The organism is Tessaracoccus antarcticus (assembly GCF_003688855.1).
Classification (GTDB): Bacteria; Actinomycetota; Actinomycetes; order Propionibacteriales; family Propionibacteriaceae; genus Arachnia; species Arachnia antarctica.
In genome coordinates, this window is sequence record NZ_REFW01000002.1 from 385,769 (window position 1) to 407,643 (window position 21,875).

General features: G+C 66.4%; 20 protein-coding genes. 11 read left to right on the plus strand and 9 right to left on the minus strand.

Features of this window, described 5'->3' with window-relative positions; genetic code table 11:
* Nucleotides 1-189: 189 nt before the first annotated feature.
* Together EAX62_RS09130 and EAX62_RS09135 are read left to right on the plus strand one after the other, a co-directional pair.
* The gene (locus EAX62_RS09130) at nucleotides 190-1,170 is read left to right on the plus strand and encodes a carbohydrate kinase family protein (RefSeq protein WP_158600609.1); all 981 of its coding nucleotides are present in this window, start codon (nucleotides 190-192) and stop codon (nucleotides 1,168-1,170) included.
* A complete protein-coding gene (locus tag EAX62_RS09135; protein ID WP_121901371.1) occupies nucleotides 1,167-2,591 on the plus strand; it encodes a metallophosphoesterase in 1,425 nt (474 codons plus the stop codon). The genes EAX62_RS09130 and EAX62_RS09135 overlap by 4 nt, the downstream gene beginning before the upstream one ends.
* 117 nt (nucleotides 2,592-2,708) lie before the next feature.
* Here the strand turns inward: EAX62_RS09135 and EAX62_RS09140 are convergent, their stop codons facing one another.
* Nucleotides 2,709-3,194: a tRNA (cytidine(34)-2'-O)-methyltransferase gene (locus EAX62_RS09140; protein WP_121901773.1), complete on the minus strand. Its 486-nt coding sequence runs from the start codon at nucleotides 3,192-3,194 to the stop codon at nucleotides 2,709-2,711.
* A gap of 98 nt (nucleotides 3,195-3,292) precedes the next feature.
* Between EAX62_RS09140 and EAX62_RS09145 the strand changes: the two genes are divergently transcribed.
* A complete protein-coding gene (locus EAX62_RS09145) occupies nucleotides 3,293-3,757 on the plus strand; it encodes a YdeI/OmpD-associated family protein (RefSeq protein ID WP_199711221.1) in 465 nt (154 codons plus the stop codon).
* Nucleotides 3,758-3,851: 94 nt separating this feature from the next.
* Here EAX62_RS09145 and EAX62_RS09150 read toward each other — a convergent pair whose 3' ends face one another.
* The 4 genes from EAX62_RS09150 to EAX62_RS09165 are packed head-to-tail and all read right to left on the minus strand — an operon-like array spanning nucleotide 3,852 to nucleotide 10,153.
* Nucleotides 3,852-4,874, minus strand: a complete 1,023-nt coding sequence (locus tag EAX62_RS09150; RefSeq protein WP_121901372.1) for an alkaline phosphatase family protein — start codon at nucleotides 4,872-4,874, stop codon at nucleotides 3,852-3,854.
* Nucleotides 4,871-8,014 (minus strand): alpha-mannosidase, encoded by a 3,144-nt coding sequence (locus EAX62_RS09155; RefSeq protein ID WP_121901373.1) that lies wholly within the window; start codon nucleotides 8,012-8,014, stop codon nucleotides 4,871-4,873. Before EAX62_RS09155 ends, EAX62_RS09150 begins: the two co-directional genes overlap by 4 nt.
* The gene (locus EAX62_RS09160) at nucleotides 8,007-9,401 is read right to left on the minus strand and encodes a 6-phospho-beta-glucosidase (protein ID WP_121901374.1); all 1,395 of its coding nucleotides are present in this window, start codon (nucleotides 9,399-9,401) and stop codon (nucleotides 8,007-8,009) included. Before EAX62_RS09160 ends, EAX62_RS09155 begins: the two co-directional genes overlap by 8 nt.
* Nucleotides 9,398-10,153 (minus strand): DeoR/GlpR family DNA-binding transcription regulator, encoded by a 756-nt coding sequence (locus EAX62_RS09165; protein WP_147454070.1) that lies wholly within the window; start codon nucleotides 10,151-10,153, stop codon nucleotides 9,398-9,400. Before EAX62_RS09165 ends, EAX62_RS09160 begins: the two co-directional genes overlap by 4 nt.
* A gap of 318 nt (nucleotides 10,154-10,471) precedes the next feature.
* Between EAX62_RS09165 and EAX62_RS09170 the strand changes: the two genes are divergently transcribed.
* The 3 genes from EAX62_RS09170 to EAX62_RS09180 all read left to right on the plus strand — a co-directional run bounded on the left by EAX62_RS09170 (nucleotide 10,472) and on the right by EAX62_RS09180 (nucleotide 13,655).
* Complete coding sequence (locus tag EAX62_RS09170) at nucleotides 10,472-11,782, plus strand: extracellular solute-binding protein (RefSeq protein ID WP_121901376.1); 1,311 nt, start codon at nucleotides 10,472-10,474, stop codon at nucleotides 11,780-11,782.
* Between the two features lie 74 nt (nucleotides 11,783-11,856).
* On the plus strand, nucleotides 11,857-12,750 hold the full coding sequence (locus EAX62_RS09175; RefSeq protein ID WP_121901775.1) for a carbohydrate ABC transporter permease: 894 nt from the start codon (nucleotides 11,857-11,859) through the stop codon (nucleotides 12,748-12,750).
* On the plus strand, nucleotides 12,747-13,655 hold the full coding sequence (locus EAX62_RS09180) for a carbohydrate ABC transporter permease (protein ID WP_121901377.1): 909 nt from the start codon (nucleotides 12,747-12,749) through the stop codon (nucleotides 13,653-13,655). Before EAX62_RS09175 ends, EAX62_RS09180 begins: the two co-directional genes overlap by 4 nt.
* Before the next feature lie 40 nt (nucleotides 13,656-13,695).
* Here EAX62_RS09180 and EAX62_RS09185 read toward each other — a convergent pair whose 3' ends face one another.
* A complete protein-coding gene (locus EAX62_RS09185) occupies nucleotides 13,696-14,196 on the minus strand; it encodes an O-acetyl-ADP-ribose deacetylase (RefSeq protein ID WP_121901776.1) in 501 nt (166 codons plus the stop codon).
* A 163-nt stretch (nucleotides 14,197-14,359) separates the two neighbouring features.
* Between EAX62_RS09185 and EAX62_RS09190 the strand changes: the two genes are divergently transcribed.
* Nucleotides 14,360-16,822, plus strand: coding sequence for a glycoside hydrolase family 3 protein (locus EAX62_RS09190; protein WP_121901378.1), 2,463 nt, complete (start codon nucleotides 14,360-14,362; stop codon nucleotides 16,820-16,822).
* Between the two features lie 7 nt (nucleotides 16,823-16,829).
* On the opposite strand, the gene EAX62_RS09195 is transcribed toward EAX62_RS09190, so the two are convergent.
* Complete coding sequence (locus EAX62_RS09195) at nucleotides 16,830-17,240, minus strand: hypothetical protein (protein ID WP_121901379.1); 411 nt, start codon at nucleotides 17,238-17,240, stop codon at nucleotides 16,830-16,832.
* Nucleotides 17,241-17,337: 97 nt separating this feature from the next.
* Here EAX62_RS09195 and EAX62_RS09200 point away from each other — a divergent pair, with 97 nt between their 5' ends.
* Nucleotides 17,338-18,309 (plus strand): aldo/keto reductase, encoded by a 972-nt coding sequence (locus EAX62_RS09200; RefSeq protein WP_121901380.1) that lies wholly within the window; start codon nucleotides 17,338-17,340, stop codon nucleotides 18,307-18,309.
* 82 nt (nucleotides 18,310-18,391) lie between these two features.
* Here EAX62_RS09200 and EAX62_RS09205 read toward each other — a convergent pair whose 3' ends face one another.
* Nucleotides 18,392-19,096, minus strand: coding sequence for a class I SAM-dependent methyltransferase (locus tag EAX62_RS09205; RefSeq protein WP_121901381.1), 705 nt, complete (start codon nucleotides 19,094-19,096; stop codon nucleotides 18,392-18,394).
* Nucleotides 19,097-19,420: 324 nt separating this feature from the next.
* Between EAX62_RS09205 and EAX62_RS09210 the strand changes: the two genes are divergently transcribed.
* The 3 genes from EAX62_RS09210 (at nucleotide 19,421) to EAX62_RS09220 (ending at nucleotide 20,915) form a co-directional block, all read left to right on the plus strand.
* Complete coding sequence (locus tag EAX62_RS09210) at nucleotides 19,421-19,696, plus strand: hypothetical protein (RefSeq protein WP_121901382.1); 276 nt, start codon at nucleotides 19,421-19,423, stop codon at nucleotides 19,694-19,696.
* Between the two features lie 92 nt (nucleotides 19,697-19,788).
* Nucleotides 19,789-20,193: a DUF302 domain-containing protein gene (locus tag EAX62_RS09215; RefSeq protein WP_121901383.1), complete on the plus strand. Its 405-nt coding sequence runs from the start codon at nucleotides 19,789-19,791 to the stop codon at nucleotides 20,191-20,193.
* Nucleotides 20,190-20,915 carry a PIG-L family deacetylase gene (locus EAX62_RS09220; protein ID WP_199711222.1) on the plus strand — a complete coding sequence of 242 codons (726 nt, stop codon included), beginning with the start codon at nucleotides 20,190-20,192 and terminating at the stop codon, nucleotides 20,913-20,915. The genes EAX62_RS09215 and EAX62_RS09220 overlap by 4 nt, the downstream gene beginning before the upstream one ends.
* A gap of 142 nt (nucleotides 20,916-21,057) precedes the next feature.
* Here the strand turns inward: EAX62_RS09220 and EAX62_RS09225 are convergent, their stop codons facing one another.
* Nucleotides 21,058-21,852, minus strand: a complete 795-nt coding sequence (locus EAX62_RS09225) for a GTP pyrophosphokinase (protein ID WP_233557878.1) — start codon at nucleotides 21,850-21,852, stop codon at nucleotides 21,058-21,060.
* Nucleotides 21,853-21,875 lie beyond the last annotated feature (23 nt).

Consider the following 21,875-nt stretch of genomic DNA (forward strand, 5'->3'; position numbering starts at 1 on the left):
AAGCATAGCCAACCCGAGCAGCGGTGTTCATCCGCGCCCAGACTCGCGCAGTGGTGTGCGGTGCAGTGTGCTTGGCGGTGACCATCTCTCATGATTGCCGCTGCAGGGGTAAAGTGCGCGGTGGATATGCGCAATGATGAGCAATCCCGCGCGCAGACCGTGGATACAGACTTTCGAAGGGGCAGCCGAATGGGCAGCAGGAGACAGGGGACAATCGCGCAGGTGCTCACCGTGGGGATGGCGTACCGCGACATCGTCATCACAGGTATGCGGGCCATGCCCCGGCTCGGTGAGGAGACCTACGGCGATGCCCTGCACGAGACATGGGGTGGAATCGGGAACATGACTCGGGTCTGCCGGAGCCTCGGAATGAGCACGGCGCTGGCCACCGCCGTCGGCGACGATGATGCGAGCGAACGGCTCCTGCGGGACATGGCTGCCCTGGGGGTCGATACGTCGCTGACGAACCGGCACTCCGGGTGGCAGCTGCCGGTGACCGTTGCGCTGTCACTTCCGGAGGACCGGGCCATGGTGACGGTGGAGACGCCGCCGCCGAGCGGCATTGCCGCCCATCTCGATGACGCCGAGTTCCACGCCGACGCCATCATCGTCGACATGCGCGACCCCGCCATGCAGTGGCTTGCGGAGGCACGCGCAGGGGGTTCACGGGTGTACGCGTCACGCGGTTTCGACCCCAGCGGCGAGTGGGGACGAGCCGCACTCGCCGAGGTCGACGCGTGCGACGCATGGATGTTGAACGACGTGGAGGCGCGCGCCTTCACCGGCGAGGATGACATCGCCTCGGCTGCCCGTGCGCTCACGGCCCACGTCCCGCTCGTGGTGGTGACACGTGGTGCACGAGGCATGTTCGGCCTGGACACCGCCACCGGTGAGGAAGCGGAGGTGGATGCTTTTCCTGTCACCCCCCGAACCACCACCGGCGCGGGGGACTCCACCCTGGCCGCGTTCGTGTACGCCAGTGCAATCCCTGGCCTCCCCCTCCGGGAGCGCCTGGACGTGGCCGCCTTCATCGCGGCGTCCATCCTTGAGCGACCCGGTGGCGCGGCCACGCCCCCCACCCACGGCCAGCTCGTCGCACGCAGCGGCGACAGTACGAACCCACGGCTGCAACGGATCCACGAGATTCTCGCGGCGACGGTGCCCGCATGACGGAGCCGTTCTCCCTGCTGGTGATCGCCGACACCCAGTACCTCTTCGACGGTTCGCGTCAGAACCCGGGGCTGCTGTCCGCGACGTTCGAGGAGGTGGCGTCGCTCCAGCGCACCGGAGCCATCGCCCCGTTGGCCCACATCATCCATGTCGGGGACGTCACCGAGCACGGCTGGGCGGGGGAGTGCTCCACCGCACTGGACGCAGTGGGAAGAGGGGTACAGGTGCTGGGTGACTTCGGTGCCGGTGTGCCCGGGATGACCATCGCCACAGGCAACCATGACGTTGAACACGACTCGCTCGATGACCGGGGGCCAACCCCCTTCCTGGAGACGTTCGGCCCCGGATGTGAACTCCTTGGCGGGACCAACGTCAGGGGCGACGTCCAGCACGGGCCCGGCGGCTACTCGTCCTGGCGCGAGGTGGGACTGCCCGGAGGCCCCGACCTGGGGGTCCTCGCCCTCGACTGGCGACCCAGTGACAACGGATGGCGCTGGGCGCAAGAGATGCTGGAGGGGCATCCGGACCAACCGACGGTGCTGGTCAGCCACGACGTGGCCGCCCGGGCAGCGCTGACCTCCCAGGGGCAGAGAATCTCTGAGCTCCTGGCGAGGCATGACCAGGTCTTCCTGGTCCTCGGCGGACACGAATGGCCCAGCACCCGTGTCGTCACGGGTGGACGCGAGTACCACGCCGTGAACCATCAGGAACTGCCGTTCGGCGGTGCCGGCGCCGCGCGCATCTACGACGTCGATCCGCGTGCCGGCCTGTGTCAGGTCATCTCGCTGTGCCCGGCACTGCGACACCCCGCGGTCCTGCGGAGCGTCACCGCCCGTCGCCAACTCGCGCTCGCGCGCCCCGAGGACCAGTTCTCGTTCCCCCTCCCGGCCGCCCTCGGTGGCCGTGGCGACATCCCGTGGCAGGCGGATGGGATGGAACTGCTCGTCGACGAGGCGCCTCAGCGGGTCGCTGAGTTCGACGCGGCACTCGTGGATCGCTACGTCATAGAGCTCCAGTGCCGCCTGCCCGAGGTGCAGGTTGACCAGTGGCAGGTACTCCTGGCCCGGCTGGGTCCTTCGCCGGACGAGTCGCCCGAGCCGCTCGCGGCCGTGAGCCTGTCCAGCGAGAACTTTCTCGGATGGATGGCGTTCGTCGCCCAAGGAGAGACGTGGGCCACGTCCCACGAATACCCGCCCGGATCGAGGGTCACGATCGTGGTGTGCAACGGCGAGGATGCAGGCGTCTGGGTGGATGGGGACCCCGTGGGGCGTGTCGATGCCCAGCTGGCCGAGCCCCTGAGCGAGGGGGCGTGGCGCTGGCGCATCGGCGCCGGGGAGTACGAGGGACGCTGTAGCGACGCGTTCGGCGGACTCATCCAGCGCGTGCGTCTCTGGGGCGGCCGATCCGCTGACGAGCGGTGATCCCCGGACCAGGCCTGACCTCGCGGCGATCCCGGCTGATGGTGAAGGCACCGATCCGCCGCATACCAGCCACGTCGCTGGAAACGTGGGTGTCGTCGGCTGCGCTACCCGGCCACCTCACACGCCTGCGCCCGGGTGGCCGAGTTGGCGCCAGGCTTCGTAGACGGCAACGGCTGCCGCGTTGGAGAGGTTCAAGGAACGCATTCCGGGTCGCATGGGGATCCGCAGACGCTCCGTGACCCGAGCGTCGACGAGCACGTCGGGTGAGAGACCCGTGGGCTCCGGTCCGAACAGGAGGACATCTCCGGGTTGGTAGGCAATCTCGGTGTGGGAGGTGTCGGCGTGTGCAGTGAAGGCGAACACCCTGGCGGGCAGCAGTGCGTCGTAGGCGTCGGACAGGGAATCGTGGACGAAGGTCGCAGCCTTGTCCCGATAGTCGAGGCCAGCGCGGCGGAGCTTGGCGTCATCCATGTCAAAGCCGAGTGGTCGTGCCAGGTGCAGCTCGGCGCCGGTCACTGCTGCCAGTCGCATCGCCGCACCCGTGTTGTTCGGGATCTGGGGCGAATGGAACAAGATGCGCAGCGGACGGGTTTCGACAGTCATGAGATCAGCGTGCCGTGAACGGCCCCGGATGGGAAACGAGGTCTGTGGGTGCAGCGGCGGGCTTAGAATGAACATCACGGCGTCCCTGAGGAAGCACCATGACCGGACCGATCACGTTTCGCACCGTCGTTGAGCTCGGAGGGAAAACCGCCACCGGTCTTCCCGTTCCGGAAGAGGTCGTGCGCGCTCTGGGGGCAGGTGGACGGCCGGCGGTCATTGTCACCATCGGCGGGCACACGTACCGCAGCACAATCGCCTCGATGGGCGGACGTTGGCTGATCCCTCTGAGCGCCGAGAACCGCGCCTCCGCCGGCGTCACCGCAGGCGATGACGTCGACGTGCACATCGACGCCGATACGGCCGCCCGTGAGGTCACTGTGCCCCACGATCTCGCGGCCGCCCTCAGCCACGACCAGATCGCCCGCGACTTCTTCGACGACCTCGCCTACAGCCACAGGAAGGAATGGGCTCGGTGGATCGAGGATGCGAAGAAGCCGGAGACGCGAGCCACGCGACTCCGGGTCACCCTCGACGCACTTCGCGAACACAAGCGAACCCGGTAGCTTCAAGCCCCGATTCAGCGGCCGCCACCCCGATGCGTTGGGCCACGCCAGGGGTGCGTGGGTTGCCGGGGGCAACCCGTCGAAGGACTGGTGCTCACCACTCGAAGGCCGGGTCCCTCGTCGGCCCCACCGACGCGATGTCGCGGACCTCGCCGATGCCGTCGGAGTCAAAATGGCCCTGGTGCACGCCGATGGCATCCAGCAGGACATCCATCACCTCGTTGCTGCGGAGGCTGGAGACCCGGCGCAGGTTCTGCGGCAGCGTGCCACCGATGTGGTGGGCGATGAGGAAGCTGCGGCGGACCTCCACCTCATCCTCGCCGTGACCACCTTCTGGCTTGTGCCCGTGGTCGGTGGTGAGCGCCACCAGCCACTCCTCACCGAGCTGCTCGTGGCGCTCCGCGACGGCCTTGACGAGATGCCGGGTGTACTCGTCCAGCCTCGTGATGGCGGCGCGGTACTCGGCCGAGTCGGCGCCGTGGCTGTGGCCGGCGTCGTCGGCACCCTCGAAGTAGACGACTGCTGCGTCGGGCCCCTCGTGGGACAGCCGCCAGTTCGCCCACTGCAGCACCGCTGCATCGGCCGCTTCGATGCCACGGCTGACGTCGGGGTGGAAGGGCTGATGTTGTCCCGTGCGCTGCTGGTCGATGCGTTGCTGGATGATGGGGCCCGGGCCGGTGCCCACGGTGAACGCGTCCCATGTTGCTGCGGCCAGGGTGCGGGCTGCCGGGTTGGCGAAGAAAACCCGGGACAGGATGTCCGGGCGGCGGGCCATCTGATGACCCACGAACTCGTTCCACCACACGTTGCACTCCTCGTGTGTGGATCCGGTGAGGATGGAGGACCATCCAGGTCCTGAGTCCGTGGGGGGAGTCATCCACATGGGGATGATGGTGCCCTCCGAGTGGTCGTCACCGCGCACCAACCGTGCGAGGGTCGGTGCGAGGACGCCGAGGCTCCTCGCCCCCTCGGTCGTGGACGTGCTGTCGGGGGCGCCGACGCTGAACCGTGGGTCAGACGGGTGATCAGGACCGGCGAAGAGCCGATTGGAGGCGACCGCTTCCGGCAGTGCCAGGTCGACGCGGACCCCGTCGAGGCAGATCAGCAGCAGCTTCATGGGTGACTCCGGTATCGCAGTGTCAGGATCTGGAACGGCCGCAGCGTCAGCCGCACCGGGCTTCCCGCGGGGACGGCGTTCTCGGGCAGCGTCTGCGTGGGCTGGTCGACGTCGTCCTCCAGGAGGTCGACCTCCGTGACGGATGCGGTGTCAACGCCCAGGCGCAGGTCCACCCGGCTGCTGGCACCGGCGGCCTCGTGGAGTCGGACGATGAGGTCGCCAGAACCGTCGAAGGCCTGCTTCACGGCGTCAACCACCGCCAGGTCCACGGCGCCCACAGGGGTCAGTTCCGTGAAGGACGTTCGCTTGGCGGTGCCGGGCATGAGGCGCAGGGGCTGGTTGATGCGCAGCCCTGCATGATGCGCGGCCGCGACGTCGGCCCCCACCGTGAGGCTGTAGCGCATGGTGTGCTCGCCCTGGTCGGCGAGAGGATCGGGTGACTGCGGTGCACGCAGCAGCGTGAGTCCCGCGGTGACGCCGCTCGTGGGGGAGGTGCTCGACCCTCCGGCCGGGAACACGTCGTGTCCGTGGCTGGAGTCGTTGGCGAGTGCGACGCCGTAGCCGGGTTCGGCCAGCAGCAGCCAGCGGTGTCCACTTGTCTCGAAACGGGCCTCGTCCCAGGAGGTGTTGGAGGCCACGGGACGTTCGATGTGACCGAACTGGATCTCGGCGGCACTGCGGGTGGCGCGAACGGCGAGCGGGAATCCCACCTTCAGGACGTGGTTGCGTTCCTGCCAGTCGATCCACAGCTCGAAGTCCACGGTGGCGGAGTCGGCGTCGAGGCTGATGCTCTGCACCACCCGGGAGGAACCGAACTCGCGTGCCACGTCCACGCGGGTCCGCAGCGGGCTGTCGGCGACGACGTCGATGCGGGTGGCATCGACGAGGTCGGTGCCCTGGCGGCGGTAGTGCGACTCCAGTTCCCAGGCGTCGAAACAGCTGGGGTGGTCAGGATGCAGGCGCAACACGTTGGCACGTGTGCCGGGCAGCAGCACGTCTCGCTCCGCAACAAGGTCGCGGAGCCCGGACACACAGCCGTCGGCGTCGATCTCCACACGCACCAGTCCGTTGTCGAGGACGTTGACACCGTCGACGATTCTGCGCACGACCGGATGGAGGGGCTTGACGCGTGCGTCCTCGAGGGATGTGACGGCGTGGGGGGCCACCTCCACGAACTGCATCCCGGCCTTGGACTCGACCACCTCGCGCCGCCGGATCGGGGCGGCGTTCATCACCGAGGTCCCGGCATCATCCGTGCGCACGGCGTCCCAGGCGTTCTCGAGGAGCAACTGGAACTCCCGGGCGAGCGCCGTGTACTCCTCGGCGGCCTCCCTGTTGACCCACGACGTGCTGCTCCCGGGCAGGATGTCGTGGAACTGCAGGAGCAGCATGCGCTGCCACAGGACCTCGAGTGCCTCGGAGGGATAGCGGTAGTCAGGGGAGGAGTGCCCGGCCATGCTGGCCAGCAGTTCGATGGCGTGCAGCGCATGCTCGCTGCGTCGGTTGCCCTGCTTCAATTCCACCTGGGTGGTGTAGACCCCACGGTGGAACTCGAGGTAGAGCTCGCCCGCCCATGTGGGTGCGTCCGGGTACTCCTGTCGGGCAGCCTCGAAGAAGGTGCTGGGGGGAGCCGACGTGACGACGGGGGCATCCTCAAGGTTCGCGAGGCGCCGGGTGCGTTCCATCATGAGGGCGGTGGGACCGCCCCCGCCGTCGCCGTAGCCGAAGGGGAGCAGCGAATGCTGGGCGCGGCCCTTCTCCTTGAAGTTGCGCTCGGCCTTCATGACCTCTTCGGGGCTGACGATGCTGTCGTAGCAGTCGACGGGAGGGAAATGGGTCCAGATGCGGGTCCCGTCGAGTCCCTCCCACCAGAACGTGTGGTGGGGCAGGGTGTTCGTCCTGTTCCAGGAGAGCTTCTGGGTGAAGAACCACTCCATGCCTGCGAGGCGGGCGATCTGGGGCAGTGCCGCGGTGTAGCCGAACGAGTCCGGGAGCCACAGGCAGTCGGGCCGGATGCCCAGTTCGTCGCGCATCCAGCGCAGTCCGGAGGTGAACTGTCGCACGAGCGCCTCACCGCCGGGGAGGTTGGTGTCGGACTCCACCCACATGCCGCCCACGACATGCCACTGTCCGCGAGCGATGGCAGCGCGCACCCTGTCGAAGACTTCCGGGGACGCCTCCTTGAGCCACTGGTAGTGCTGTGCTGATGTTGCCGCGAAGTGGAAGTCGGGGTACTCGTCCGCGAGTGCCGTGACGTTGGAGAACGTGCGCAGAATCTTGCGACGGGTCTCCCGGATGGGCCACAGCCACGCCGAGTCGATGTGTGCATGCCCCACAGCGGTCATCTTCTGTGCTGAGGAGTTGGCACCGCTGACGAGGAGGGGGGCCAGGATCTGGCGGGCTTCGGCAGCTGTGAGTGGGATGTCACCGGAGTCGACGACGTCGGCGGCATCCTCCATCGCGCGCAGCAGCGTGGCGCGGTGCGTTGAGTTCTCGGGAAGTTGACGCATGAGGCCGTCCAGGACCTCCAGGTCGCAGGAAAGCCCCCACACGTCGTCGTTGCGCGTGACCAGGTCCGCCCCGCCGAATTGCCAGAGGGGTTCCTCGGAGCGGGTGAGGGTGTCGCCCTGCTGGGTGACCTGGTTGAGCATGTGGGACATGTTCGGATTGCAGCCGGCCTCGAGGTAGAGCGAGAGGGAGCCGTCGGCTCGCAGGAGGGGCGTGTCGCTGGCATTGAACGTGTAGGCCAGGGCGCCGAAGTTGAGGGCCACGGTGCGGTTCATGGGGTTGACGGCCTTCAACGGCCGGCCGTGCTCGGTGAACGCCATGGCCTCGGACTGGTTGCCGGCCCAGTCACCGACGAACCCCAGGTCGACCCGGAGCTCCAGCGGAAGGTCGGCGGCGTCTGCGGGTACCCGCCCCTCCACCTTCAGCCACCAGGTGCTCCAGGCAGGCCCCCACCACGTGCCGGCGGGGAAGTCCTCATAGGACTCCTCGCGGGCGACGCCGAAATCGACGGGCTCACCGGGGGCACGCCATGCCGTGACCGCAAGGGGTGCGACGCGGCGGTGGATGTGGGCCGCCACGCGCTCCTGAAGCCTCTCGAGCCGCTCCTCGACGAGTTCCCGGTTGTCATGCATTGAGGGGTTCCTTGAGATAGCTGAGCTCGTCGAAGGCGCCCACGAGGTCGTCGAGGAGGGCTTCGGCGACCGTCCACGAGTCCACGAGGGGGTGGTGTGTCAGAGCAAGGAGGGCGTCCTCACGTGACTTGTTGATGGCGGCATCCATGGTGCGACGCTCCACGTACTTCGCGTTGACGACCATGCCGCGGCCGTGGTCGGGCAGGGCGGTGCCCCTGATCGGCACCACTCCTCGACCGTCCACCCGGCAGGGGACCTCGACGACGGCAGCGTCGTCCAGGTCCGGCAGCAGGCCACGGTTCGCGACGTTGAGGATCAGCTCCGCCGGCACGTCGTTGGCGATGGCGTGCATGATCGCCAGCGCCACCTTGTCATAGCCGCCCGTCTCAAGGTCGGCCGCGTCGCGGTCGAAGTTTCCGGCGGCCTCACGGTTGGTGGCCATGTAGGTCTCCTCGCGCTCCATCCGGGTGCGCTCCCACCGCTCGAACGCCCCCGTTGAGGTGAGCCCGGCGCCGTCGTAGAAGCCCTTCTGCTGCGCTTGGAGGAAGACCCCCCGTGTCTGCGCCGCAGCCTGGTCGATTTCGAGGTCCTCGCGTGCGTAGTAGTAGTAGTGAAGGTATTCGTTGGGGACGGCCCCGAGCGCCTGGATCAGGGGGGCTCCGAAGAGTCGCCCCTCCTCGAAGCTCTCGATGAGATCCGGACGCTCCATCAGCAGGGGAAGGACATCGTGGCCGTCGACGCGCAGCCCCGTCAACCATCCGAGGTGGTTCAGCCCCGCGTACTCGAGGTGTACCCGGTCAGTGCCGCTGCCGGGGGCGGGGAGGTCGTTCTCGACGAGGCCGGCGCCCTTCAGGACGTCCATGATGCGTCGGGCAAGCCCCACGGGGGAGTCGCAGATGCCGATGACCCTGTCGCCCAGGTGGCGTTGCATGACCTCGGTGATGACCCCGGCGGGGTTGGTGAAGTTGATGACCCACGCGTCGGGGGCGTGCTCCTGGATCTTCTCGACCAGGTCCAGGGCCACGGGGATGCCACGCAGTGCGTAGGAGATGCCACCCGCACCGACGGTCTCCTGACCGATGACCCCGTGACGGAGTGAGAGTTGCTCGTCGAGCGCCCGGCCTGCGGTGCCCCCCACCCGGATGGCGGAGAAGATGAAGTCCGTGCCTGTCAGTGCTTCGGCGATGTCCTGCGTCACCACGAGCATGGGCGCGTCGACTTCGTCGCGGCTCAGGTCCTCGAGGACTTCGGAGATGGCGTGAAGTCGTGTCGCATCCGTGTCGAACAACCGGAGCTCCGTGACGCGCCCGACGGAGGTGTCGGCCAGCAGCGCCTTGTACACGAGGGGGACGCGGAATCCACCGCCGCCGATCAATGTGAGTTTCATACGATCCTGATTTCTGTGTCGTGGTTGCGGCACTTCTCGATGAGGGGTGTGGCCAGGTCCGTGGAATCGGTGATGATGCCGTCGAGCCTGTCCACCTCGAACGGTGATATCCCACCCTTGCCCGGGAACTTCTTGGCATCTGCCAACAGCCAGGTGTGCGACGATGCGGCCAGGATGGCGCGCTTGATGCTGCTCTGGGGGTAGGAGGTGTCCCGGATTCGTCCGGAATCGGAGAGCCCGGAGCATCCGAGGAACGCGATGTCCGCCTGCTGGTGCTCCAGGACGTCCGTCACCGTCGACCCCGTGAAGCACTGGTACTTCTCCGACCAGCTCCCTCCCAGGAGGATGATGTTGGCTCGCCCCACTGTGCGCAACACCTCGAAGGTGGGGAGGGAGGCAGTGAGCACGGTGATGTCGCGATCGGCCAGTTCACGTGCGACGTGGTGCACCGTGGTGCCGATGTCCAGGATCACTGTGGCGCCGTCGGGGACGAGGTCAGCAGCGGCCGCCCCGATGCGCCGCTTGGCGGCACCCTGACTCATGAGTGCCTCCTGGAACGGGTCGTCGACGTCGGTCACCAGCCGCACCCCGCCCCATGTCCTCTCCACGAGGGACTGCCGTTCCAGCTCGGCAAGATCGCGCCGTGCGGTGGCCGAACTGGTGTTCAGGTGTTCGGCGATCTCGTTGACGCTTGCTGAACCCTGCGCATGCAACAGCTGCAGGAGGGTCTCGTGGCGCACGGTTTTCAACATGGTCACAACCTAGCGCGCCGTCGTTGATCTTGCGCAAAAGATGTCATATTGGTCACGGGGCTTCACATTTCTCGATGCCCTGCTACATTGATCGTGCGGATGAAGGATCGAAGGAGATCAGCCGTCGGAACGGGCAATGCAGCGTGAAACAGCAGTCGCCAGCAGTGAAGTGGCGGCGACATGGATGGCCCTCGAAGGTCATTCGCTGTTCACAATGAGCGCCTGATGCTCCGACAGCCTGATCAAGTTTGATCAACTCGGCATTCTGCAGGCGCTGACCTGTCCATCGCGTTCGGAACGCAACGAAGGAGTTTTGACATGAACGTTTCCCGACGATCTCTCATCAGGGGCGGCGCCGCGGGCCTCGGCCTGCTCGGCGTTGGTGGCCTGGCCGCCTGCTCCAGCGCGGCGCCCGGCACGGTCACCCCCACCGGGGGCACCGGCGACGCCGCCTCCATGGTGCTGTGGACGTGGCCCGAGGGCTTCGGCAAGAAGGTGCTCGAGGCCGTGTCCTCGGAGTTCCCGAAGTACTCCCTTCGCCAGGACGTCATCGGCGGCGACTTCAAGCAGAAGCTCACCACCACCTTCACTGCTAAATCCGGGTTGCCGGACATCAGCGGTGTCAAGGGAGAAGACATCGCCTTCTTCAGGAACCAGGCCAAGTACTTCGTCGACCTCAACACCATCGGTGCCGAGGACATCAAGTCCACCTACCTCGACTGGAAGTGGGCCCAGGCGACCACCACGGATGGCAAGCAGTTGGGCATCCCCATCGACATCGGCCCCACCGCCCTGTTCTACCGCTTCGATGTCTTCGAGGAAGCCGGACTTCCGTTTGACCCGAAGGAGTTGGCCGCCGCCATCCGTTCATGGGACGAGTTCTTCGCCCTGGGACAGGAACTCATTGCCAAGAAACCCGGCACCTTCCTCGTTCGCAACACCGGCGGCCTGTTCGAGACCGTCTGGAAGCAGTCCGGTAAGGGCTTCATCAACGAGGACGACGTGTTCATCGGCGGCGAGGACCACATTCGTGAGGCGTGGGACACGGCCGTCAAGGGGCTGAAGGCGGGCATCGTCTCCACGCTCGAGTCCAATACTGCCGACGCCGCAGCCGCCGTCAACGAGGGCAAGCTCCCCGCCGACTTCGGCGCCTCGTGGCACCTGGCCGACCTGATCGTGGACGCCCCTGCGACCGCCGGCAAGTGGCACGTCTGTGAGCACCCCGGCGTCGCCACCAACCTCGGCGGGTCGTTCCTCACGATTCCCGAGGGTGCCAAGGATCCCGCGGCCTCGTTCGAACTGATCAAGTTCATCCTCGATCCCCAGAACCAGGCGTATGAGTACCAGGACAAGGGCAACTTCCCGTCCACGCCGGCCGCCTTCGAGATGTCCGAGGTGGCGGGCCCCGTCGACTTTTTGGGCGGACAGGTGGCGGCCGAAGTGTTCGGCAACGCCGCCAAGACCGTCCGTCCGTTGTACGAGAACGCCAACGAGAACACGGTCAATGCCCCCTTCTACGCCGAGATCGACCTCGTCGAAGCCTCGGGCAAGGACCCGAACAAGGCCTGGGACGACGCAGTCAAGGCGGCCACACGACTGGCCAAGCAGGTTGGTGTCACTGTGAAATGAGTGCCTCCACGATGAGCGGGCACAAGGGTCCGCAACCGGTCGACGGCTTCAGGTCGTTGTCCACCAGCCAACGGATGAAGAGGTCACTTCCCCTGTACGGCGCCCTGTCGCCCTACTTCTTCTTCTTCCTCGTCTTCGGTGCCATGCCGATGATCTTCACACTGGCGCTGGCCTTCACCAACTGGTCCGGCCTCGGGGACATTGAGTTCATCGGGTTCGAGAACTTCGGCTACCTGTTCAGCGACCCCTTGTTCTTCAAGTCACTGTTGAACACCTTGATCCTGTGGTTCATGGGGACCATCCCGACGCTGACGCTCGCGACGATCCTCGCCCTGATGCTGAATTCGACCATGCGGTTCTCCACCACGTACAGGGTCATCTACCTGATCCCGAACGTCACGTCGCTGGTGGCCATGGGCATCCTGTTCAGTTCGCTGTTCTCCAGCCAGTTCGGCATCGCCAACGCGCTCATCAACCTTCTGGGGTTCGACAACATCGCCTGGCTGCAGAACGAGTGGGGTATCAAGGTTGCCATCTCGGCGCTCACCACCTGGTCGTTCGTCGGGTACAACGCGCTGCTGATCCTCGCCGGGCTGCAAGCCATCGACAAGGGCCAGTACGAGTCGGCCGCCCTCGATGGTGCCAATGGTTTCCAGACGTTCTTCCGCATCACGCTTCCGCAGCTGCGGCCCATCGTGTTCTTCATCACGCTGTTGTCGACCATCGGCTCCCTGCAGAGCTTCACGGAGGCCCAGGTCCTGACCTCGTCCCTGTCCTCGGGGGCGGCCTCCGCCGGGGGCGTCGGCAACTCCGGGCTGACGATGGTGTTGTACTTCTACTCCGTCGCATTCCAGGAGAACCGGTACGGATACGGGGCCACCATCGCCTGGGGTGTGTTCGTCGTTGTCATGTTCTTCTCGGCCATCAACTGGATTGTCACGCGTGAGAAGAAGGAGAAGAAGTCATGAGCCTGTCCCCACGCGTGGTCCCGGCCGCTCTTGCCGGTGCCGCCCTCGAGACGAGCCGACGCTCGGACAAGCGGCGTCGGCGGCCCCTGCGCGGGAGTGACGTGGTTCGCCACCTCTTCCTGCTCGTGGGTGCCGTGGTGGCACTGTTTCCGTTCTACTGGATGTTCGTGCTGTCCACGCAGCCATCATCCGTGATCTACCAGTACCCACCGGCACTGACACCGGGTGACCGCCTCGGTGCCAACGTGTCGGCCATCATGGAGAAGGTCAATATCTTCGGAGCGATGTCCAACACCATCATCGTCGCCGTGAGTGTGACGTTCCTGGTGCTGCTGATCTCGTCGCTGGCAGCTTTCGCCTTCGCGAAGTTCGACTTTCCGGGCAAGACGGTGCTGTTCGGTGTCGTGCTCGCCACGTTCCTGCTGCCGTCCCAGCTCGCCACGATTCCGCAGTTCCTCCTCATGAGCCAGCTGGGTTGGGTGGGCCAGCTGAAGGCCCTTGTCTTCCCGGTCCTGGCGAGCGCGTTCGGCGTGTTCTGGCTCCGGCAGTACTCCACCTCGGCCATCCCGAAGGAGCTGCTGGAAGCTGCCACCATTGACGGCTGCGGGTTCTGGCGCCAGTACATCCATGTGTGCCTGCCCACCATCCGGCCGGCACTGGCGTTCCTCGGCATGTTCACCTTCATCGGTTCGTGGAACGACTTCATGTGGCCGCTCATCGTCCTCAACGATCCGAGCAGGCTGACGCTCCAGGTCGCCCTCAGCCAGTTGAAGACTGCGCACGGCACCGACTACGGCATGCTGATGGCGTCGTCGCTCATAGCGGTCATCCCGCTGCTGGCCATCTTCGCCATCGGTGCCAAGCAGTTCATGTCCGGCATCACGGAGGGCGCCGTCAAGGGCTGAGCCTGCGGTCGTGGACCCCCGGTCCCGTGAGACGAGGTCGTCACCGCCCCAGGGCGGTGACGACCTCTTCGTGCACCGAGGCGTTGAACGCCACGATGAGTACCTCAGACACCGTGGTGCGCGCGGCCCGGATGGTGTCGATGGCCGCATCGATGGCGTCCAGGCGGGGCCAGCCGTAGATGCCGGCGCTGATCAGCGGAAAAGCCACGCTGTGTGCCCCCAGGACATCGGCGACCTCCAGGGATCGCCGGTAGCAGGATTCCAGCAGCCTCCGGTCGCGTTGCCCCGCGGCATGGTTGGGGCCGACGGTGTGGATCACCCAACGCGCCGGCAGGTTGCCCGCAGTGGTCCAGCCGGCATCGCCGGTGGCCAGCCCCTGGGGGAAGCGGGCGATGCAGTCTGCCAGGACGGCGGGTCCTCCGGCCCGGTGGATGGCGCCGTCCACCCCGCCGCCGCCACGCATGGCGTTGTTGGCTGCGTTGACCACGGCGTCGACGTGCTGGGCGGTGATGTCCCCAAGGACTGCGGTGAGGTGGAGCATGTCCACAGTCTGCCCACTCGGCCACCACCTCTGGGGCAGGAGCGTCAGCGATCCCCCGGCCGTTCGCCGACTCCCACGCAGACGGCGATCCCTGCCGCCACCCGATGGGTGGGGAAGGGCCGGCGTTTCCCGGGTCAGCCGGTGGGCGTGGAACCATGGGGTCATGAAGCAGCACCTGAAGAGCGCGTTTGGTCGCATCGCCCACCGGTTCGTCAACGGCGTCACCCAGATGTCCACCGATGTGGTGGGTGGTGACACATCGGTGGAGCCCGCACTGGCCTCGCTGTGTCGTCAGGCCGCCACCGAGGGGATCGTCCTGCTGCGCAACGACGGGACGCTGCCCCTGGCCGGTGGCGCCCGCGTGGCGGTGTTCGGTCGCGTCCAGAACAACTGGTTCACGGTGGGATACGGCTCCGGGGGTGACGTGAAGCCCCCCTATCGTGTCTCCCTCATGGACGCCCTCGGCGAGGTCGACGCCGTCCACGTGGATGATCAGCTCGCCTCCGCCTACCGGGTGTGGTGCGCGGACAACGTGCCGGACGAGGGGTTCTGGGCCCACTGGCCCCGCCACTTCGAGGAGATGCCGCTGACAGCTGAGCTGGTGGCCGGCGCCGCCGAGCGGTGCGACGTCGCGGTGGTCGTCCTTGGCAGGGCCGCCGGTGAGGATCGGGAGAACGTGCTGGAGCAGGGCAGCTACTACCTGACCGACGCGGAGCGCCACATGTGCGACGCCGTCATGGCCCGTTTCGAGCACACCGTGCTGATGGTCAACACCGGTAACGTGATGGACCTGTCCTGGGCGGAGTCCTACGGCGACCGGCTCGGTGCCCTGGTTCTTGCGTGGCAGGGCGGCATGGAGAGTGCGCATGCACTGGCCGACGTTCTGGTGGGGGCAGCCTCACCATCCGGCCGGCTCACGTCGACCATCGCTCGTCGCTACAAGGACTACCCGTCCGCGAGACACTTCGGGGACCGGAACTTCAGCAACTACGTGGAGGACGTGTACGTCGGATACCGGTACTTCGAGACCTTCGCTCCCGACGCCGTCCTGTACCCGTTCGGCCACGGCCTGTCCTACACCAGCTTCTCCATCACCACGACGGCATGCGACGTGGTGGACGGCGAGGTGCGCGTCGATGTGGACGTCCACAACACGGGTGTCCACCACACCGCCAGGCAGGTGGTGCAGCTCTACTTCAACGCGCCGGATGGGCCGCTCGGCACACCGTCCCGGGTCCTGGCGGCATTCGCCAAGACAGCCGACCTGGCTCCGGGTGAGACGCAGAGTCTCCAGCTGGGGTTCGCGGTCGACCAGATGGCCTCCTACGACGATGCCGGTGCCACGGGGCATCGTTCGGCGTGGATCCTGCAGCCGGGGTCCTACGAGTTCTTCGTCGGCAGTGACGTGCGATCCGCGGGGAGAGTCGGCTCCTACAGCGTCGAGGAGTTGCGCGTTGTCCAGCAACTTGAAGAGGCCTGCGCCGTCGAACCCGGGCGCCGGTTCGACCGGATGGCGGCTGTGCGGGACGCCGAGGGCGGTACCCGGCTCGGGTGGGAGGCCACCCCCGAGCGCACCGTCGATCTTCGGCGGCGCATCCTCGACACACTGCCGTCGGCGCTCCCTGCCCTCGCCGCCGATGTCGTGTGGCGACTCCAGGATGTCGCCGACGGAAACGCCAGTCTGGAGGCGTTCGTGGCCCAACTCTCCCTGGAGGAACTCGAGGCGCTCAGTCGTGGCGACCTCCGCATGAACAGCCCGCTCGGTGCGCCGGGGAACGCGGGCGTGCTCGGAGGGGTGACGGAATCCCTGAGGCGCAAGGGCGTGGTCCCCGTCACCTGCACCGACGGGCCCTCCGGCATCCGTCTGAGTGAGCACGCCGCCCTTCTCCCGTGCGGGACGGCACTGGCCTCCAGTTGGAACGTGGACCTGATCAGCGAACTGGCATCGGAACACGGCAGGGAGATGATCAGGAAGGGCTCGGACGTCCTGCTCAGCCCCGGGATGAACATCCACCGCGACCCCCTGTGCGGACGCAACTTCGAGTACTTCTCCGAGGACCCGCTGCTCACGGGACGCATGGGGGCGGCCGTCGTGACGGGTGTCCAGTCGCAGGGTGTTTCGGCCTGCCCGAAGCATTTTGCCGCCAACAACCAGGAGACCAACCGCACCAAGCACGACTCACGCGTCTCCGAGAGGGCACTGCGGGAGATCTACCTGCGCGGTTTCGAGATCTGCATTGCCGAGGCGGCACCGCACACCATCATGACGTCCTACAACAAGATCAACGGGGTGTGGGCCCACTACAACCACGAACTGGTCACCACCATCCTTCGCGACCAGTGGGGCTACGACGGCCTCGTCATGACCGACTGGTGGATGCAGCCATCCCGGGACCCGAATTTCCCTGCGTTGTGGGACAGCGCCTACCGCGTCCGCGCGCAAGTGGATGTCCTGATGCCGGGCAGCACCATCGGAGGGCTGCGGCGCGGTTACGACAGGTCGCTGCTGAGGTCCCACGCCCGACCTGAGGGCATCACGCTGGGCGAGTTGCAGCGCACTGCAACAAATGTGCTCTCCTTCGTTCTGGTGTCGAGACCGTTCACCACGGGGCGGGTTACCGCCTGAGTTCCCGTCACGGCTGGGCGGCGGAGTGTTGCTTGTGGACAGGAGTCCGGAGGTCGAACCCGAAGGCGCACAGGAACAGCAGCGCGGACGGCAGGAATGCGAGGCCGATGCCGAGGGCCAGGAGCAGGGACCACGCGAGCATGGTGAGCCCGGCCGTCGCCTCCACCACGAGCACGCTTCGTCCCGACAGGTCCCTCAGGAAGACGATGATGCTGATGACCAGGGGGACTCCCAGGAGGTAGCCGGCAGCCGCGCCCGCATCGTGGAATGTCGTGGGTGTCAGCGCCAGCGCCACCACCCACGTCAAGCCGCAGGCGGCGCGGCGGAGGTTCCCGGCGGCGCCAGCGCCCCGTCGACCACCAGTGGTCAGCAGGACGACTGTCACCAGCAGTGCCAGGAGCACCACAACGATGGTCATGCGCCCATGGTAATTGTTCGCAGCAAGTATTAGCGCTCGCTCGTCCTTTGTGCCCCACCCATGGACTTATGGCCCTGTCCGGGGGGAGAGTGGAGGCATGGAATACACGCATCTCGGCCGCACCGGCCTGAACGTCAGCAGGCTGTGCCTCGGCACCATGAACTTCGGTCCCTTCACCGACGAGACGGACTCCTTCGCCATCATGGACTCCGCCCACGAACAGGGCATCAACTTCTTCGACACCGCGAACGCCTATGGCAGGGACAAGGGCAAGGGGGCCACGGAGCAGATCATCGGCAACTGGTTCCAGCAGGGCGGGGGACGGCGTGAGCGCACGGTACTGGCCACCAAGCTGTATGCGGACATGGACGACTGGCCGAACTACGGAAAGTTGTCCGCGCTCAACATCCGCCGCTCCCTGGATGACAGCTTGCGGCGCCTGCAGACAGACCACATCGACCTCTACCAGTTCCACCATGTGGATCGGGCAACCCCGTGGGAGGAGATATGGCAGGCCGTCGACGTCGCTGTCGCCCAGGGCAAGATCCTCTACGCCGGGAGCAGCAACTTCGCGGGCTGGCACATCGCCCAGGCGCAGGCGGCGGCATCGGAGCGCCACATGGTGGGACTCGTGAGCGAGCAGTCGATCTACAACCTCATCACTCGCGACATTGAGCTCGAGGTCATCCCCGCAGCAAAACACTACGGTCTGGGAATTCTCCCCTGGTCCCCGCTGCAGGGCGGGCTGCTGGGCGGCATGCTGCGCAAGGGCCGCGAAGGCGGTCGACGGGCGGAGGGCCGCGTCGCCGACGCGCTGGAGGCGCTCCGACCCCAGATCCAGGAGTTCGAGGACTTCGCCGACGGGTTGGGCCACGCCCCGGGCGACGTCGCCCTGGCATGGCTGCTGCACCAGCCGGCGGTGACCGGCCCCATCGTGGGGCCGCGCACGCAGGAGCAACTGGATGCGGCCGTTCGTGCGCTCGACGTGACGCTTGACGACGACGCGCTGGCCCGCCTCGACGAGATCTTCCCGGGCTACAAAACGGCTCCGGAGCACTACGCCTGGTGACGGTTGCCCGGGAAGTTCCCGGTTCTCTTGCGCCCGACCCCCTCCGGGGTTGACACCCGGAGGGGGTCGGGGACGTCCACTCTCAGTGCGTTGTGAGGACGAAGAAGATGAAGCACAGGAATGCCGTGCGGTCGCCGGTTCTGATGCTGGGTGTCAGTAGCCCGGGTGGTGTCTCCGGCGACGGCGCTGGTTCGGCCACCGCGGCGATCCTGAATCCCGCGTCGATGAAGGCGTTCATCATGGCGTGCAGGGGGCGGTGCCACATGGTGAGGACGGCGTCCTCCCCGTCGAACTCGAAGGCCTCCGAGTACTCCCGGGTGGAGAAGTAGTCCTCGGTGGGGTGAGTGATGAGGCGGACCGTTGGGTGATTGACCGACAGGATGAGCCGGCCGTCCGGCTTCAGCACCCTTCGCAGTTCGGCCAGGGGGCCGGCCCACTCCTCGAGGTAGTGCAGCACGAGCGAAGCCACGACGTCATCGAAGGCGTCGTCGGCGAACGGCAGGGGCTCGGCCAGGTCGCTCACGGACAGCGAGATGTCGTTGCCCAGCCTCCGTCGTGCGAGGTCAATCATCGCAGGACTGCCGTCAAACCCGGTCATGATGGCGCCCCTGGCCCGCAGTGATGCTGACAATGGACCAGAACCGCAGCCTGCATCGAGGATTCGCCGGCCGCGCACATCGCCAGCCACATTGATCATCGCCGGACGCTCGTAGAACTCGTTGAGCAGGCTTGAGGCGTTTTCCGCGTCATAGCAGTCCGCGAAGCTGTCGTAGTGATCAGCCGTCATGCGTCCCCCTCGGGTTGGCGGGTTCATCGTGGGTCATCGTGAACGGCTGGCCCCGAATGAGATGACGTGATTGCTTGCACAGCTCAAGTCCGCGCTGCCGAGCAGGATAACGCGACGGCAAGGCCGGAATGACTGCACGTCCCTCCATGACGTGGGAGAGTGACGGCTGGAAGGGCAAGTCAATGCGCAGACGGGCGACATTTCCTCGAGAGGTGCGAAATCATCACAAGAAGGGGCGGCGAAGGTGCGTGGAGCAGTCGTGGTTCAGGCACCTTCGTACTGGCGAGCGTGCATGGCCTCGGCTGAACCACGAGTGGTGAATCCGTGACGGGCGTTCTTGTGGCCGTGCTCTGGATAGCCGGTGGCGCAGGCACCGTCGCTTTGTTTGCAGCACCCCCACCGAAGGCGTCGCTGGTCATCAGGCTGGCAATGACCATCCCGTATGCCGCGTACCTGTGGGGCGGCGCTCCGATGCAGGAACTTCAGTGGTACTGGGTGCTTCTGTTCTCCGCCATCATCGGCGACGCCATCCTGCATCACCGGCGACGCGCCACGCATCGTGGAGCCGCCCCCGCAGCCGCAGGGGACCGTGCTCAGTGAGGGTGGAAACCACGAGGTTCTGGCCGTGCGGCCTACCGGATCTATACCCCCTGGGGTATCATGAGTGAAACGAGAGCGCGAAGGAGCGACACATGAGCAGCTACACCATCACCATCACCCTCGACCAGCCGTACGAGGATGCCGTCCCGGCCGTCCGTGAAGCGCTGGGGGACCAGGGGTTCGGGATCCTCACCGAGATTGATCTCAGGTCGACGCTCAAGGCCAAGCTCGGCGTCGACATCCAGCCGCAGGTCATTCTGGGGGCTTGCCGGCCGCCGCTGGCCTACGAGGCCATTCAGGCGGAGCCGTCGATAGCGACGGTGCTGCCCTGCAACGTGGTGGTGCGAGCGGTCGGCGAATCCTCCACCGTCGTGGAGGCCTTTGATCCTGAGGCAATGATGGGTCTGGCGGACAACGCCTCGCTGCATGCTGTTGCGGAGGATGCGAAGAAGCGGATCACGGCAGCGTTCGCAGTTCTCTCCGGGGCGCGACCGTGACCAGTCAGTCGCTGGAGGTCCAGCACCCGACGCGCGACGAGGTGGGCACGGCCCTGCCGGCCTGGGGCTCCGTCCTGGTGGTGGTGGCGCACCCCGATGATGAGTCGTTCGGCCTGGGTGCTGTGCTTGACGGTTTCATCATGGAGGGGGCAGAAGTGTCCGTGCTGTGCCTCACCCACGGCGGGGCCTCCACCTTGGGCGCCGGGCCTCAGCTCAGCCAGGTGCGCGCGAAGGAATTGAGGAGTGCAGCAGACCAGTTGGGCGTCGAATCAGCGGTGCTGCTCGGCTACCGCGACGGCATGTTGTCGGACGTGCTGCGGGACATCCTCTCCGCCGAGGTGCTCCGTGAACTGGACGATCGGCCGACGGATGGTCTCGTGGTCTTCGACCCCAGCGGGATCACTGGTCACGCCGACCACACGGCGGCCACTCGGGCAGCCGTCGATGCGGCCGCTGTCATGGATCTTCCGGTTCTGGCATGGACTCTGCCGCAGGACGTCGCCGACACCCTCAACGAGGAATTTGACGCCGGTTTCGTCGGTCACGAGCAGAGCGATGTGGATCTGGTGGTGCCGGTGCGCAGGGAGCGCCAGCGATCCGCATGCCTGTGCCACACCAGCCAGGCGGTGCCCGGCAGCGCCTTGTGGCGGAGACTGGAACTCCTCGGCAACCACGAGCACCTCCGATGGTTGCGCAGAGAAGGCGACCCCCTGCTTCGCTGACGCCAAGCGCGCGTGCTGCTGAACACCAGTCTGACGAGACCCATCAACCACGGCGTCTCCGTCGAACCAGAACCTGGACGATCCTTGCCCCGAGCCTGGAGCTGCGCTGGGTGGAGGGCCTGCCAAAGAGGGTAGGCGCGGGTCAGTCCCGGTCGTCCGGGGCGACGGTGCGGATATGCAGCAGTCGCTCCAGGACGGCGTCGGTGGGGACCAGATAGTTGTCGGGTACACCGGGCGGGGATCCGGCGGCGTGCACCTGCCGGTGCAGCTCCTCCATGAGCGAGTCCAGACGGTGCGCCGTCTCGGCGGCCTCAGTCAGCTGTGCCAGGACGTCGGGGGGTGGCGTGCTCTGGTACTTGTAGTAGATCTTGTGTTCGGTGCTCGCCCAGAAGTCCATCGCGATGGTGCGGAACTGGATCTCGACCATGACGTGCTCCACAGAGTCCGAGAGGAACACCGGCACCTCCACGAGCGCGTGGAGGCTGCGGTAGCCGTTCGGCTTGGGATGCTCTATGTAGTCCTTGACAGTGTGGACCGTGATGTCCGACTGCGTGGTCAGCATTTCGAACAGGCGGTACACGTCGGATGTGAAACTGCAGGTGACCCGCACCCCCGCGATGTCGGTGATCTCCGCGCGGATGGTCTCGAAGGAGGGTGCACATCCCTTGCGGGCGACCTTGCTGATGATCGATTCCGGGGTCTTCAGCCTCGACCCGACGTGCTCGATGGGGTTGTAGTCGTGCAGCAGGCGGAACTCCTCCCGAAGGATGGAGATTTTTGTGGTGACCTCCGACACGGCGAACTGGTACTGGAGCATGAACCGCGTGAATTCGCGGCGCAACTGGTTCAGGTCACCGAGAAACCCGGGTGTGACCAGCGGCAGCGGCGCTGCGGACTGTCCGTCGGTTCCCGATCCGGCCCCGTCGTCAGTGGTCACGTTGCGTCCCTTTGGTCACCCGT

Excerpts from the sequence above, each read along its gene's own strand:
- EAX62_RS09130 (WP_158600609.1), top strand. The coding sequence starts at position 190 with ATGGGCAGCAGGAGACAGGGGACAATCGCGCAGGTGCTCACCGTGGGG.
- EAX62_RS09135 (WP_121901371.1), top strand. The coding sequence starts at position 1,167 with ATGACGGAGCCGTTCTCCCTGCTGGTGATCGCCGACACCCAGTACCTC.
- EAX62_RS09140 (WP_121901773.1), bottom strand. The coding sequence starts at position 3,194 with ATGACTGTCGAAACCCGTCCGCTGCGCATCTTGTTCCATTCGCCCCAG.
- EAX62_RS09145 (WP_199711221.1), top strand. The coding sequence starts at position 3,293 with ATGACCGGACCGATCACGTTTCGCACCGTCGTTGAGCTCGGAGGGAAA.
- EAX62_RS09150 (WP_121901372.1), bottom strand. The coding sequence starts at position 4,874 with ATGAAGCTGCTGCTGATCTGCCTCGACGGGGTCCGCGTCGACCTGGCA.
- EAX62_RS09155 (WP_121901373.1), bottom strand. The coding sequence starts at position 8,014 with ATGCATGACAACCGGGAACTCGTCGAGGAGCGGCTCGAGAGGCTTCAG.
- EAX62_RS09160 (WP_121901374.1), bottom strand. The coding sequence starts at position 9,401 with ATGAAACTCACATTGATCGGCGGCGGTGGATTCCGCGTCCCCCTCGTG.
- EAX62_RS09165 (WP_147454070.1), bottom strand. The coding sequence starts at position 10,153 with ATGTTGAAAACCGTGCGCCACGAGACCCTCCTGCAGCTGTTGCATGCG.
- EAX62_RS09170 (WP_121901376.1), top strand. The coding sequence starts at position 10,472 with ATGAACGTTTCCCGACGATCTCTCATCAGGGGCGGCGCCGCGGGCCTC.
- EAX62_RS09175 (WP_121901775.1), top strand. The coding sequence starts at position 11,857 with ATGAAGAGGTCACTTCCCCTGTACGGCGCCCTGTCGCCCTACTTCTTC.
- EAX62_RS09180 (WP_121901377.1), top strand. The coding sequence starts at position 12,747 with ATGAGCCTGTCCCCACGCGTGGTCCCGGCCGCTCTTGCCGGTGCCGCC.
- EAX62_RS09185 (WP_121901776.1), bottom strand. The coding sequence starts at position 14,196 with ATGCTCCACCTCACCGCAGTCCTTGGGGACATCACCGCCCAGCACGTC.
- EAX62_RS09190 (WP_121901378.1), top strand. The coding sequence starts at position 14,360 with ATGAAGCAGCACCTGAAGAGCGCGTTTGGTCGCATCGCCCACCGGTTC.
- EAX62_RS09195 (WP_121901379.1), bottom strand. The coding sequence starts at position 17,240 with ATGACCATCGTTGTGGTGCTCCTGGCACTGCTGGTGACAGTCGTCCTG.
- EAX62_RS09200 (WP_121901380.1), top strand. The coding sequence starts at position 17,338 with ATGGAATACACGCATCTCGGCCGCACCGGCCTGAACGTCAGCAGGCTG.
- EAX62_RS09205 (WP_121901381.1), bottom strand. The coding sequence starts at position 19,096 with ATGACGGCTGATCACTACGACAGCTTCGCGGACTGCTATGACGCGGAA.
- EAX62_RS09215 (WP_121901383.1), top strand. The coding sequence starts at position 19,789 with ATGAGCAGCTACACCATCACCATCACCCTCGACCAGCCGTACGAGGAT.